Annotated in this window: 12 protein-coding genes; 7 read left to right on the top strand and 5 right to left on the bottom strand. The window is 60.8% G+C overall.

All coding sequences use genetic code 11. The features are described from left to right. Nucleotides 1-185 precede the first annotated feature (185 nt). Complete coding sequence (locus tag L085_RS03630) at nucleotides 186-1,037, top strand: helix-turn-helix domain-containing protein (RefSeq protein WP_044030074.1); 852 nt, start codon at nucleotides 186-188, stop codon at nucleotides 1,035-1,037. Here the strand turns inward: L085_RS03630 and L085_RS03625 are convergent. From L085_RS03625 to L085_RS03615, 3 genes are all read right to left on the bottom strand, one after another. Further along, nucleotides 1,027-2,811, bottom strand: coding sequence for an ATP-binding protein (locus L085_RS03625; protein ID WP_044030072.1), 1,785 nt, complete (start codon nucleotides 2,809-2,811; stop codon nucleotides 1,027-1,029). The two genes, L085_RS03630 and L085_RS03625, sit on opposite strands and share 11 nt — an antisense overlap. Continuing rightward, nucleotides 2,808-3,302, bottom strand: a complete 495-nt coding sequence (locus L085_RS03620) for a molybdopterin-dependent oxidoreductase (RefSeq protein WP_004931017.1) — start codon at nucleotides 3,300-3,302, stop codon at nucleotides 2,808-2,810. The genes L085_RS03625 and L085_RS03620 overlap by 4 nt, the downstream gene beginning before the upstream one ends. A gap of 162 nt (nucleotides 3,303-3,464) precedes the next feature. Next, nucleotides 3,465-4,814, bottom strand: coding sequence for a PLP-dependent aminotransferase family protein (locus tag L085_RS03615; RefSeq protein ID WP_044030071.1), 1,350 nt, complete (start codon nucleotides 4,812-4,814; stop codon nucleotides 3,465-3,467). Between the two features lie 139 nt (nucleotides 4,815-4,953). Here L085_RS03615 and L085_RS03610 point away from each other — a divergent pair, with 139 nt between their 5' ends. The 3 genes from L085_RS03610 (at nucleotide 4,954) to L085_RS03600 (ending at nucleotide 7,054) form a co-directional block, all read left to right on the top strand. Then, nucleotides 4,954-5,583, top strand: a complete 630-nt coding sequence (locus L085_RS03610) for a LysE family translocator (RefSeq protein ID WP_044030069.1) — start codon at nucleotides 4,954-4,956, stop codon at nucleotides 5,581-5,583. Between the two features lie 33 nt (nucleotides 5,584-5,616). Further along, nucleotides 5,617-6,468, top strand: coding sequence for a PhzF family phenazine biosynthesis protein (locus L085_RS03605; protein WP_044030068.1), 852 nt, complete (start codon nucleotides 5,617-5,619; stop codon nucleotides 6,466-6,468). Between the two features lie 67 nt (nucleotides 6,469-6,535). Continuing rightward, entirely contained in the window at nucleotides 6,536-7,054 is a 519-nt protein-coding gene (locus L085_RS03600) for a DinB family protein (RefSeq protein ID WP_044030067.1), read from the top strand. Nucleotides 7,055-7,130: 76 nt separating this feature from the next. Here the strand turns inward: L085_RS03600 and gorA are convergent, their stop codons facing one another. Together gorA and L085_RS03590 are read right to left on the bottom strand one after the other, a co-directional pair. Continuing rightward, entirely contained in the window at nucleotides 7,131-8,483 is a 1,353-nt protein-coding gene (gene gorA / locus L085_RS03595) for a glutathione-disulfide reductase (protein ID WP_004931014.1), read from the bottom strand. A 130-nt stretch (nucleotides 8,484-8,613) separates the two neighbouring features. Beyond that, the gene (locus L085_RS03590; RefSeq protein ID WP_004931012.1) at nucleotides 8,614-9,456 is read right to left on the bottom strand and encodes a 23S rRNA (adenine(2030)-N(6))-methyltransferase RlmJ; all 843 of its coding nucleotides are present in this window, start codon (nucleotides 9,454-9,456) and stop codon (nucleotides 8,614-8,616) included. A gap of 135 nt (nucleotides 9,457-9,591) precedes the next feature. Here L085_RS03590 and L085_RS03585 point away from each other — a divergent pair, with 135 nt between their 5' ends. The 3 genes from L085_RS03585 (at nucleotide 9,592) to prlC (ending at nucleotide 12,634) form a co-directional block, all read left to right on the top strand. After that, the gene (locus tag L085_RS03585) at nucleotides 9,592-9,996 is read left to right on the top strand and encodes an ASCH domain-containing protein (RefSeq protein WP_004931010.1); all 405 of its coding nucleotides are present in this window, start codon (nucleotides 9,592-9,594) and stop codon (nucleotides 9,994-9,996) included. Between the two features lie 16 nt (nucleotides 9,997-10,012). Further along, on the top strand, nucleotides 10,013-10,474 hold the full coding sequence (locus L085_RS03580; protein ID WP_015379372.1) for an HIT family protein: 462 nt from the start codon (nucleotides 10,013-10,015) through the stop codon (nucleotides 10,472-10,474). A gap of 117 nt (nucleotides 10,475-10,591) precedes the next feature. Continuing rightward, entirely contained in the window at nucleotides 10,592-12,634 is a 2,043-nt protein-coding gene (prlC, locus tag L085_RS03575; protein WP_044030065.1) for an oligopeptidase A, read from the top strand. Nucleotides 12,635-12,641: the final 7 nt, after the last annotated feature.

Below are 12,641 nucleotides of genomic sequence, written 5' to 3'. Positions count from 1 at the left end.
GCTGGTGTTATTTTTTATAGTGTATTGCTGTATGTCTCTTTTGATACCATGTTTGACGATACAACATGGTATGTCAAGCAACGTTTTTAACGCATAATTGCATGGGATGCTAGTTTTAGGTGTGGCTTTTTCAGCAGAAATAATCAAAACGACTGATAAATCAGTAAAAAAAMTCGAAGGAACAAATGGATAACAATCATCAAAAATTCGATTCACAGTCGATTGCCAATCGGGTCAGGGAGCTGTTTTTACATTACGGGATTGGAAAACGTCAGCATGCCCGCGAACTCAGCCGCATCTTGGATCTGAGTTTTTCACATGCGCACCGCAAATTGAAAGGGCAAAGCCCCTGGACGCTGGAACAGATCAACAGCGTCGCGGCCGCGTTGGGAGAAACGCCGGCGGCGATCGCCGATTTGAGCGCCGAACACGAGACGACCGAGCCAAACATGGCGCGTGATGCCATCTTTTTCGTGGCGGGGGTGGCGATGCCTTGCGTCGGGCACATTGGCGACGAACTTTCTGCCGGGCGGCCGGCGGAATTTGTGGCGCTGCGTGTGGAGGGGCAATGGCATATCTATCGCGCCGATGAGGCGCCGGCAGGTCTGCGTTACGGCGTCGAACTGATAGAAATCCGGCCCGGCTACGGTGACGACGAGCGGTTGAGCATCGCGGTATTGGACGATTCGCATCAGGCGGCCGATGAGCTGGCCAAGTACCTCGGCGGCTGCGGTTTCAACGCAGTGGCGTTTTACGATGTCGACAGCTTCTGCCAGGCGTTGCAGCAAAGCCTGTTCGACGGTTACGTGGTGGACTGGCTGATCGGTGAGGAAACGGCGGATCGCTGTATCGCCACCATCCGCGCCTCCGACAACCCGGACGCGCCGGTACTGGTGCTGACCGGCGAACTGGGCACCGACCGACGCGAGTCGGAGATCGCTCAGGCGATGCGCGAGTACGATGTGCTCGGTCCTTATGAAAAACCGGTGCGGCTCCATGTGATCGAAGCCGCACTGCAACGCTGTTTTAATCTTTAGCGGGGAACACCTCGGCCAGTGCGCTCGACAGCGCATCCAGCCGAACCGGTTTCATCAGGTAGTTATCGAACAGGGCGCGCTGATCCGCCGTCAGCTGCTCCGGCGTATAGGCGCTGATGCCGATGATTGGCACATGGCGGTTGGGGCCGCGACGATTGCGCAGCTGCCTGGCCAGGGCGGCGCCGTCGATGCCCGGCATCTGCAGATCCAGCAACAGCGCGTCGTAAGGGCGTCTGAGCAGCTTCTGCAACGCGCGCTCCGGCGAGTCGCACAGTTCGTGCTGGTAACCCAGCTTATCCAGCAACGCCGCAAAGGCGTCACCCACCGACTTGTTGTCATCCACCACCAGCACCTGCTGCGGTTTCTGCTGCAGAGAGGTATTGGCGGTGGCGGGCTCGTCGGCGCGTTCTTCTTCACTGATCTGCACCGGAATGCTGACGATAAAGGTGCTGCCCTTCTTGATTTCGCTGTACACCGTGATGGTGCCGTCGAGCAGCGTCACCAGGCCGTGTACGATCGCCAACCCCATCCCCACGCCGGCATATTGCTTGGTATGCGACTGATCCAACTGGGTAAAGGGTTTGAAGATCTGATCGAGCTGGTCTTTTTCGATACCGATGCCGGTGTCGGTCACTTCGATAATCAGCGAACTGCCGCCGGGTTGACGGCGCAGGCAGCTGTGCAGCGTAATGCTGCCGCTTTCGGTGTATTTGTAGGCGTTGGTCAGCAGGTTAACGATAATCTGCCGGATGCGCAGCGGATCGGAGTGCACCAACAGGTGGCTGCACTCCACTTCGCAGCTCAGTTTGACCTGCTCTTTGCGGGTCAGGGTGGCGATTTCATTAGCGGTTTCCGCGATCAGCTTCTGCGCGTCGAACGGCACGATGCGCAATTCCATCATGCCGCTGTCGAGGTGCGCGTAGTCGGTCAGATCCTTCATCTGGCTTTCGATTTGCTGCGCGGCGGTCTCCAGCCGCTGGAAAGTGTCCGCATGCTCCGCCGACACCCGGGTGTTCACCAGCACGTCGATGGCCGACATCACGCTCTGCAATGAGGTACGCAGCTCGTGGCCGATGGCGCCGAGGAAGGCGTTTTTGGTGCGTGTCGCTTTCTCCGCCTCAATGGCCTTGGCCTGCTGGCGAATGGTCAGCCGCTGCTGGCGGAACACGATCAGGGTGATGGCGATCAGCGCGATCACCGAGAACATGACGATCACCAGCCCATAGAAAATGATGTGCCGTTTCTCGATGTAGTCCTCATAGGCGGCGGTGCGCTGCTTCACCTCGGCGTGGTCGGTCAGGTTGGCCATTTCGATGGCGTAAGGCTTGATGGCCTTCATGGCCGCGAAAACCTGGCTGAAGTCGATTTTCGGGTTATCCAGCAGTTTATCGATGCGATCCATCTGCAGGCGCATCTGCTTGACCACTTCCGGGTAGCCCGGCTCGGCGTACAGCGGTTGCGTGGATTCGGAGACGGTTTCCAGCACGTAAAAGCGCGAATAGAGGATTTCGAACCGCAGCCGCAGGTTGTCGCTGTCCACCTGCGCGGCATGGCTTTGCTGCTCGACGAACGTGTCGAATTCCGCCAGCTTGATGGAGAACTTGGCGATCGACCAGGAGTAGTTCTCCTGCGTGCCGGCGATGGCATACAGCCCTTTCTTCGACAGGGTGGCGCTGTAGTAATAGAGCGTGACGGTCGAAGCCACTAAAAACAGCGCGGCAAAGATGGCCGGGATCGCCAGCCTGCTGCCGTTCTTAAAGGTCGTCAGCTTCATTTGATCACGATCCTGTCGACTTGCCAGATAAAGCGTGAATTGTACAACGGCGAGTTCAGTTCAGGCCCGGCGGCGTCGCGCGGGTAAACCAGGAACAGCGGGCCGAAGTTTCTGAGCTTCAGCATTTCCCCGTCCATCCTGTAGGCCAGGATCATGTTGTACTTCTTGACGTCGGACAGCGGCACGTCGATGTAATAATCGTTCAGCGCGTAGAAAGTCAGCGTCTCGCCCTTGGCGCCGACGCGCTCCAGGATATCGGCCACCGAAATCCCTTCAAATTTTCTCTGCGGCGTCCAGGAGGTGGAGGTGGTGATGCTGCGCACCGGCATCGCCAACAGCTGCTTATCGGTGAACAGATAGCTTTTTTTGACCGGGTCGGTCACGTTGTCGATCTTGCCCGCCACTTCCAGAGTAAAGCTGAGCGCGCTGCTCTGGGCGATAATCAGGGCCACGCAGGCCATCGCAAGGGTTTTGCATAGTTTGAACAGCATCGGCGTTCTCCAGAGGCGCGGGGAGGTTTGTATCAGTCCCGCTAATTTATCAGGCAGAATAATGGCAGAAAAAGCAGGCGGGTGCGAAGGGAATAGTAAACCGCACAAAAAGAACAGTCCTGGGCCGGTCGGCCTGTACGCGTAACCTTTCTCTTCCGTTTGTCAGCCGTTTCGATGCGCTTTCAACAGCTGCGCCAGCTGCGTCAGGCCTGCCGTTAGCTCGTCCGGCGAGGGGGAACCCAGGCACAGGCGAATGCCCGTCGCACGTTCGTCGCGGTCTACCATCACGGTGTCCGGCGGCGTCACCTTTACGTTGGCCAATGCGGCGGCGGCGGCCACAGACTCGGCGGTTTCGCGCGGCATCGGCAGCCAGACATGATAAGCGTCGGGATGCGATACGCATTCGTCGGCATCGAATATCGAGGTGGCCAGATGTACTCTTCGCTGAGCCTCATGGCGCAACGCTTGCGGTATCGTCTCGATCGCGCTGCTGGCCAGCCACTCCTCCACCACAGCGCAAGACAGTGGCGAAGGCGCGAAAGGAAGATCTTGCAAGGCTTCTTCCGCCGTAGTTTGCATGCCGGGCGGCAGAGTCAGCATGCCGATCCGCAATCCCGGGCCGAGCGTTTTCGACAGGCCATTGACATGGAACACCCGCTCGGGCGCCAGAGCCGCGAGCGCAGGCGCCGCTGAATGCCCCAGCGCATACACGCCATCCTCGATGATCCAGACATTCGCCCGCCGGCATATCTCGACGATAGCCTGCCTGCGCTCGGCGCTCATGGTGGCGGTTGTCGGATTATGCAGCGTCGGCGTCAGATAGACCGCGGTATGGCCGGAGGAGACACGCTCGAGCGCGCTCGCCAGCGCCTGCGGCACTATGCCTTGCGCATCGATCTCCACGCCGATCAGGCGATGGCCTTTACGTCGGGCCAGCGCGATCGCGCCGGGGTAGGTGAGTCTCTCGGTCAGTATCGTGCCGCGTGGCCCGCAGGCCAGGTCAAACGCCAGCGAAATCGCCTGACGGGCATTGCTGGTCAGTGCCAGGTGCGACGGATCGATCGTGACGCCGGCGTTTTCCAGCCAGCGGGCCAACAAACGCCGGTGCTCTAGATGCCCGGTCGGAGGGGAATAGAAGTTCAGATGGTCCGCATCCATTTTCCGCGCAATGCCGGCCAGCGTGCGCGCCAGCAAACGATCGGTAAGCATCGCCGGCGGCGCATTGGATGAAAGATCGATTTCGCGTTTTTCACGGGCGCGGCGGATCGCCACGAACATCCCGCGGCCTTTCACGCTGCGCACCAACCCACGCCGCTCCAGGATGGCATAGGCTTTGGTCACCGTGCCCAGACCGATCGCCAATTGCCAGGCGAGCGTACGGTGGGCCGGCAAACGATCGCCCCCTTGCAGCTTGCCCTCGATAATGTCGTCAGCCAACGCCAACACCAGCCGTTCGACGGTAGTGGCTTCCACATTGGCCAGGCGGGGCTGCCAGGGGGATTGAAGCCGCATATTCGCTCTCCGGAGAAAGAATATAGTGTCACGTGACACTATTTAAATAGGCGAAAAGTGTAACACATACTATGTTGGTGAGGAGTCCCGGCGTTTTCAACTACGGCTCGGCCGTAAGGCGGGTCAGCGGAGTTTTTCCATGATGGTCAGTCAGCTTGCGTTGGTTTACGGCGCCTATCTCCTCGCAACTGCCAGCCCCGGCCCCAGCAACATGGCGATCATGGGCGTGGCGATGCGTGACGGCCGCAGGCCCGCGTTGGTGCTGGCCGCCGGGGTGGTGACCGGATCGCTGTGCTGGGCGATGTTGGCCGCGACCGGCCTTTCCGCCGTGTTGGCCACGTATGCGCAGGCGCTGTGGACCATCAAGATCGTTGGCGGCGTGTATATGCTGTATCTGGCGCTGCGCGCCGGCCGATCCGCATTACGGGCGTCTCCCGTTACGACAGGCATAGCGGCAGGGGATAGCGCGCGATCTTATCAGAGGTTGTATCGGCAGGGCGTGCTGATGCATCTCGGCAATCCCAAGGCCATCATGTCCTGGATGGCGATCATGTCGCTGGGATTGCGGCAAGGCGCGCCTGAGCAGGTTTTACCGGCAATTATTGGCGGTTGCGCGCTGCTCGGCGTGACGATTTTCGGGGGGTATGCCCTGCTGTTCTCAACGTCGCCGATGATCGCGTTTTACACCCGGGTGAGGCGCTGGATTGAAGGAACGCTTGCGCTGCTGTTCGCTTTGGCGGGCCTGGAGCTGTTGATATCGCGGGGGTAATGAACGCCCGGCGTTAACCTGAGGAGAGAAGCGATGGTTTTTGGCATGCAGGTGGTGGATGTCTTTGGCGCCGGGCCACTCGCCGGCAATCCGTTGGCGGTGATTACGGGTGCCGGAGCGTTGTCTACGGAGGACATGCAGCGCTTGACGCGTTGGTTCAACCTGTCGGAAACGGCCTTTTTACTGCCGCCTATGCACTCACAGGCGGATTACCGGGTGCGAATATTCACGCTGGATCGTGAAATGCCGTTTGCCGGGCACCCGACGCTCGGCAGTTGCCATGCCTGGCTCACTGCGGGCGGTACGCCGCGTAATGACGCGGAGATCATCCAGGAGTGCGGGGCGGGCTTGGTGAGCATTCGCCGCGAGGCCGGACGGCTGTGTTTTGCCGCGCCGCCGTTGATTCGCTCCGGGGCGCCGTCAGAAGCGGCGTTGGCCGACGCGCTGCGGTTTTTGGGGATCGCGCCTGAGGAGGCGCTCGATGCCGCCTGGATCGATAACGGTCCGGGGTGGCTGGGGATCCGGCTGGCCAGCGCCGAGCGGGTGCTTTCCCTGACGCCGGCGAGAAGCTGGCCGCGCAGAGTGGACATTGGCGTCGTCGGCCCACATGCCGATGGTGACGCAGCCTTCGAGGTGCGCGCTTTTTTGAGCGATCACCTTGGCGCTATCGTCGAAGATCCGGTCACCGGCAGCCTCAATGCCTCGCTGGCTCAGTGGCTGTTTGCAAGCGGCGTGGTCAGCGGCGGCTATATCGCCGCTCAGGGCCGCTGCCGTGGGCGCAACGGGCGCGTGCATGTCACCCGCGACGAGAGCGGCCGGATTTGGGTGGGGGGCAATACGCGCACTCAGGTCGAAGGTCGGCTGCATGGGATTGGCACGGCGTAGAACGCGCCGCCGCACCCGCGTGCGGCTGAACGGAATATCGATTTTCATCCGATAAGGAGTGAACAGTATGTCTGCAACGGCCATCGATACCTTGAAAATGCTGGTGCGTTACAAAGCCTGGGCGAATGCCTTGACCTTTGACTGCGTGGCGGCCTTGCCGGAGGGCGAAGCGCTGCGGCCGCGCCCGACCCGTTTCGGCAATATGGTGCACACTCTGAATCACGTGTACGTGGTGGACGATATCTTCAGGCACCATCTGCAAGGCCGTAAGCATGGCTACCTCGCGCGAAACACCGAGCAAACGCCTGCGCTTGACGACTTGCGGTGCGCGGTGGAGGAAATGGACCGCTGGTATATCGAACAGGTGGACAGCTGGTCGCCGGAGGCGCTGGCGCAGGTGGTGCATTTCGAGTTCGTCGGCGGGGGGGAAGGTCGCATGACGCGCCAGGAAATCGTGCTGCATGTCGTCAACCACGCGACCTATCATCGCGGTTTTGTCGGCGATATGCTCTATCAGGTGCCCTTTGCTTCACCGGCGAACGATTTGCCGGTGTTTCTTCGCGATCATTACCGCCGGGCGCCGTGAGGCGAGCGGGATAAATAAAAAAGCCAGACGCTTTCGCGCCTGGCCTGTTACGCGCCGGAACCGGCGAAGTTGCGCCTCAGCGCATGGTGACGAACTCTTCCGCCGCGGTCGGGTGGATCGCCACGGTGTTGTCGAAGTCCTTCTTGGTGGCGCCCATCTTCACCGCCACCGCGAAGCCCTGCAGGATTTCATCCATGCCGAAGCCGATGCCGTGCAGGCCGACGATTTTCTCTTCTTTACCCGCGCACACCAGCTTCATGCGGCACGGCTGGCGGTGCTGTGTCACGGCGCTGTACATGGCGGTGAAGGAGGATTTGTACACCTTCACGTTGTCTGCACCGAACTTCTCGATGGCTTCCGGCTCAGTCAGGCCGACGGTACCGATCGGTGGGTGGCTGAACACCACGGTGGCGATGTTGCTGTAGTCCAGGTGTTCGTCCGGCTTGTTGTTGAACAGGCGCTCGGACAGACGGCGGCCGGCGGCGACGGCGACCGGGGTCAGCTCTACCGCGCCGGTGTTGTCACCCACCGCGTAGATGCCTTTGACGTTGGTGTTCTGGAACTTATCGACGTCGATGTAGCCTTTCTCATTGGTTTTCACCCCGGTAACGCCGAGGTTCAGGTTGTCGGTCGCCGGTTCGCGGCCGATGGCCCAGATCAGGCAGTCGACGGTGAATGCTTTGCCGTTTTCCAGCTGCAGCGTCAGGCTGCCGTCGGCGTTCTTGACGATCGCTTTCGGCACCGATTCGGTGTGCAGGCTCGGCCCTTCGGTGTTCATCACTTCCACCAGGGTTTCGACGATCATCGGATCGAAGGTGCGCAGCGGCGCGTGCTTGCGCACGAACAGGTGCGTTTCGGCGCCCAGCGCGTTCAGCACGCCGGCGATTTCCACGGCGATATAGCCGGCGCCGACTACGGCGACGCGTTTCGGCATGGCGTCCAGCTCAAAGAAGCCGTCGGAGTCGATGCCGTATTCAGCACCTGGAATAGCCGGATGGCTCGGGCGGCCACCGGTGGCGATCAGGATGTGGTCGGCGGTGATGGTCTCGCCGTTCACTTCCACGGTGTGCGCATCCACGAAGCGCGCGAAGCCTTTGATCACGTCGACCTTGTTCTTGCCCAGCACGTTATCGTAGGAATTGTGGATGCGGTCGATATAGGCGGTGCGGTTGGCGACCAGCTTTTTCCAGTCGAAGGCGTTGACGGTGGTGTCGAAGCCGTAGTCCGGGCCGTACTGATGGATGGCCTCGGCGATCTGCGCCGCGTGCCACATGACTTTTTTCGGTACACAACCCACGTTTACACAGGTGCCGCCCAGCTCTTTGGCTTCAATCAGCGCACACTTTTGGCCGTACATGGCTGCCCGGTTGATCGATGCGATACCGCCGCTGCCGCCGCCAATTGCTAGATAATCGTAATGTTTCGTCATCTGGGATTTCCATGAGTTGTGAATTTGAAGAGGGTAAGAGTTTAACGCCTGACCGGGGTTTGTCGCAAAGATTGCGTCGATGGCTGCGATAGGTGGACGCAGGGCGCGGCAAACCGCGCCCTGATGGGGATTATTCCGGTACCACCCAGTTCACCAGATGGTGACCGATGCCCGACGGCACCAGCACCTTGTGCAGCCACGGCAGCACGTTCTTCATCTGCTGTTCCAGCTTCCACGGCGGGTTGATGACGATCATGCCGGAGGCGGTCATGCCGCGCTGATCGCTGTCGGGTTTCACCGCCAGTTCGATCTGCAGAATGCGGCGAATGCCGGTGGCTTCCAAATCGCGCAGCATGCGTTTGATCTGCTGGCGCATCACCACCGGGTACCACAGCGCGTAAGTGCCGGTGGCGAAACGCTTGTAGCCTTCCTGAATGCCTTTGACCACGTCCTGGTAATCGGTCTTCATTTCATACGGCGGGTCCATCAGGATCAGGCCGCGGCGCGACAGGGGCGGCAGCTGGGATTTCAGCTGCTGATAGCCGTCGGCGCGCTGCACTTTGGCGCGTTCGTCTTTCTGGAATTCGCTGCGCAGCAGCGGGTAATCGCTCGGGTGCAGCTCGGTCAGGTGAATTTTATCCTGCGGGCGCAGAAGCTGGCGGGCGATCAGCGGCGAGCCGGGATAGTAGCGCAGCGTGCCGGAACGGTTGAAGTTGTGCACCACGCTCATATAGGCCGCCAGCTCTTCCGGCAGATCGTCGCGTTGCCACAGCAAGCCGATGCCTTCCAGGTATTCGCCGGTGCGCTCGGCGTGTTCGCCGCTGAGCTGATAACGGCCCGCGCCCGAGTGGGTATCCAGATACAGGAACGGCTTCTCTTTTTCCTTCAGCGACTCGATGATCAGGCTCTGAACGGTGTGTTTGAGCACGTCGGCGTGGTTGCCGGCGTGGAAACTGTGGCGATAACTTAACATGACGGGTGGCGGTTCCTTGTGCTCCGCAGACGGAGCATTCAATGCAATAAGGCTTATAATCTGCACAGTATAAACTGTCTGGCCGGGAAAAACCGGACTCCGTTGCCGCAGACGTTAACAGAAAGGGACAGGACGATGAGCAAACAGGCGATTTTGGCGAATTACCCCGACGCGGCGCGCTGGGCATTCGGCGACGGCCCCGCGTTAGCCGACGAACTGCTGGGATTGGTGCTGAGCGGGGATAAAACCGCCACCTGCAGTTCCTATGCGAGCTATCGTCGGGAACAAACCCCGCGGATCGGCGATTACAGCATCGTTCTCGATGGCCGCGGTGAACCGGCCTGCGTGATCAGAACCCTGGCGCTGCGCCTGGTGCGCTACGACCAGGTGACCGCCGAGATGGCGGCCAAAGAGGGCGAAGGCGACAAAAGCCTGGCGTTTTGGCGCCAGGGGCATCAAGAGTTCTTTACCCGCGAGGGCACTTTTGCGCCGGACATGTGGCTGGTGTTCGAAGAGTTCGAATGGGTTGAAACGCTGTGAATCACAAGGAGAAAGGATGAGCTGCATTTTTTGCGACATCGTGGCGGGCAAGGCGCCGTGCCATAAAATCTGGGAAGACGACGACCATCTGGCGTTCCTGTCCATCTTTCCCAACACCGACGGTTTCAGCGTGGTGATCCCCAAGGCGCACCACCCGAGCTACGCGTTTGATCTGCCGGACGAGGTGCTGAGCGCGTTGATGCTGGCGACCAAGCGGGTGGCGAAGCAGCTGGATCGCGCGTTCGACGACGTCGGCCGCTGCGGCATGGTGTTCGAGGGCTACGGCGTCGACCACGTGCACGCCAAACTGATCCCGCTGCACGGCACCGCATCGCTGGAACAGTGGCGGCCGATCGAATCGACCTCACCGAAGTTTTTCGAACGTTATGAGGGCTATATCTCCTCCCACGACGCCGCGCGCGCCGACGACGAACAGCTGGCGGCGCTGGCCGCCCGCATCCGCCAAAGCGCCGTTTAAGGCACGAACGATCAACGCCGGGCATTGATTTTCCTGTTGTCTGGCTCCATGTTAGAGATTCATACGCATTTTAAGGCTCGCCCGTGCGGCGGGCCCAACGCTAATCAGGACTGCCCTATGACAAATCCGTTGCTGACCCCGTTTTCCCTGCCGCCGTTTTCGGCGATCCGCCCTGAAGATATCGTGCCTGCGGTGCAATCCGCGCTGGCGGACTGCCGCGCCGCGGTAGAGCGCGTGGTCGCGCAGCCGGGGCCGTTCACCTGGGACAATCTGTGTCAGCCGTTGGCGGAGTCGGACGATCGCCTGTCGCGCATCTGGTCGCCGATCGGGCACCTGAACTCGGTGAAAAACAGCCCGGAGCTGCGCGCCGCCTATGAGCAGGCGCTGCCGCTGCTGTCCGAGTACGGCACCTGGGTCGGCCAGCACGAAGGGCTGTACCAGGCCTACCGCAGCCTGAAAGAGGGCGCGGCGTTCGAGACGCTGAGCGTGCCGCAGCGCAAGGCGGTGGACAACGCGCTGCGCGACTTCGAGCTGTCGGGCATAGGCCTGTCGGCGGACAAACAGCAGCGCTACGGCGAGATCGTCGCGCGCCTGTCCGAGCTGGGCTCTACCTACAGCAACAACGTGCTCGACGCCACCATGGGCTGGAGCAAACTGATTACCGACGAAGCCGAGCTGAGCGGCCTGCCGGAAAGCGCCCTGGCGCAGGCGCGGGCGATGGCGCAGGCCAAAGAGCAAGACGGCTGGTTGCTGACGCTGGACATGCCGAGCTACCTGCCGGTGCTGACCTACGCCGACAACCGCGCGCTGCGTGAAGAGATGTACCGCGCCTTCGCCACCCGCGCCTCCGATCAGGGGCCGAACGCCGGCAAATGGGACAACAGCGAAGTGATGGCGGAAACGCTGGCGCTGCGCCATGAGCTGGCTCAACTGCTGGGCTTTGCCACCTACGCCGACAAGTCGCTGGCGACCAAGATGGCGGAAAGCCCGGAGCAGGTGATCGGCTTCCTGAGCGATCTGGCCAAACGCGCCCGCCCGCAGGCCGAGCAGGAGCTGGCGCAGCTGCGCGCCTTCGCCAAACAGCACTATGGCGTGGACGAGCTCGAAGCCTGGGACATCACCTATTACGGCGAAAAACAGAAACAGCACCTGTTCTCCATCAGCGACGAGCAGCTGCGCCCGTACTTCCCGGAACAGCGGGTGGTGGAAGGGCTGTTCGAAGTGGTGAAACGCATCTACGGCATCACCGCCAAAGAACGTAAAGACGTGGAAACCTGGCATCCGGACGTGCGCTTCTTCGATCTGTTCGACGCTAACGGCGAGCTGCGCGGCAGTTTCTACCTCGATCTGTACGCCCGCGAAAACAAACGCGGCGGCGCCTGGATGGACGACTGTGTCGGCAGCCTGCGCAAGGTCGACGGCACGTTGCAAAAACCGGTCGCTTACCTGACCTGCAACTTCAACCGCCCGCTGGGCGATCAGCCGGCGCTGTTCACCCATAACGAAGTGACCACGCTGTTCCACGAATTCGGCCACGGTCTGCATCACATGCTGACGCAGATCGATACCGCCGGCGTCTCCGGCATCAACGGGGTGCCGTGGGATGCGGTCGAGCTGCCGAGCCAGTTTATGGAAAACTGGTGCTGGGAGCCGGAAGCGCTGGCGTTTATCTCCGGCCACTATCAGAGCGGCGAGCCGCTGCCGAAGGAAATGCTCGACAAGCTGCTGGCGGCCAAGAATTACCAGGCGGCGCTGTTTATCCTGCGCCAGCTGGAGTTCGGCCTGTTCGATTTCCGCATGCACTTCGAATACAGCCCGGAAAAAGGGGCGCAGATCCTGCCGACGCTGGCGGAAGTGAAGAAAATGGTGGCGGTTGTGCCTTCGCCGAGCTGGGGCCGCTTCCCGCACGCCTTTAGCCACATCTTTGCCGGCGGCTACGCGGCGGGTTACTACAGCTACCTGTGGGCGGAAGTGCTGTCGGCCGACGCCTACTCGCGCTTCGAAGAAGAGGGGATTTTCAACGCCGAGACCGGCAAATCCTTCCTCGACAACATCCTGTCGCGCGGCGGTTCGGAAGAGCCGATGGCGCTGTTCAAACGCTTCCGTGGCCGCGAGCCGCAGCTGGATGCTATGCTGCGCCATTACGGCATTAAAGGATAACCCGACA

This window comes from Serratia sp. FS14 (assembly GCF_000695995.1).
GTDB lineage: Bacteria > Pseudomonadota > Gammaproteobacteria > Enterobacterales > Enterobacteriaceae > Serratia > Serratia nematodiphila.
This window is presented reverse-complemented; position numbering and strand designations above follow the sequence as displayed.

Excerpts from the sequence above, each read along its gene's own strand:
- L085_RS03630 (WP_044030074.1), top strand. The coding sequence starts at position 186 with ATGGATAACAATCATCAAAAATTCGATTCACAGTCGATTGCCAATCGG.
- L085_RS03625 (WP_044030072.1), bottom strand. The coding sequence starts at position 2,811 with ATGAAGCTGACGACCTTTAAGAACGGCAGCAGGCTGGCGATCCCGGCC.
- L085_RS03620 (WP_004931017.1), bottom strand. The coding sequence starts at position 3,302 with ATGCTGTTCAAACTATGCAAAACCCTTGCGATGGCCTGCGTGGCCCTG.
- L085_RS03615 (WP_044030071.1), bottom strand. The coding sequence starts at position 4,814 with ATGCGGCTTCAATCCCCCTGGCAGCCCCGCCTGGCCAATGTGGAAGCC.
- L085_RS03610 (WP_044030069.1), top strand. The coding sequence starts at position 4,954 with ATGATGGTCAGTCAGCTTGCGTTGGTTTACGGCGCCTATCTCCTCGCA.
- L085_RS03605 (WP_044030068.1), top strand. The coding sequence starts at position 5,617 with ATGGTTTTTGGCATGCAGGTGGTGGATGTCTTTGGCGCCGGGCCACTC.
- L085_RS03600 (WP_044030067.1), top strand. The coding sequence starts at position 6,536 with ATGTCTGCAACGGCCATCGATACCTTGAAAATGCTGGTGCGTTACAAA.
- gorA (WP_004931014.1), bottom strand. The coding sequence starts at position 8,483 with ATGACGAAACATTACGATTATCTAGCAATTGGCGGCGGCAGCGGCGGT.
- L085_RS03590 (WP_004931012.1), bottom strand. The coding sequence starts at position 9,456 with ATGTTAAGTTATCGCCACAGTTTCCACGCCGGCAACCACGCCGACGTG.
- L085_RS03585 (WP_004931010.1), top strand. The coding sequence starts at position 9,592 with ATGAGCAAACAGGCGATTTTGGCGAATTACCCCGACGCGGCGCGCTGG.
- L085_RS03580 (WP_015379372.1), top strand. The coding sequence starts at position 10,013 with ATGAGCTGCATTTTTTGCGACATCGTGGCGGGCAAGGCGCCGTGCCAT.
- prlC (WP_044030065.1), top strand. The coding sequence starts at position 10,592 with ATGACAAATCCGTTGCTGACCCCGTTTTCCCTGCCGCCGTTTTCGGCG.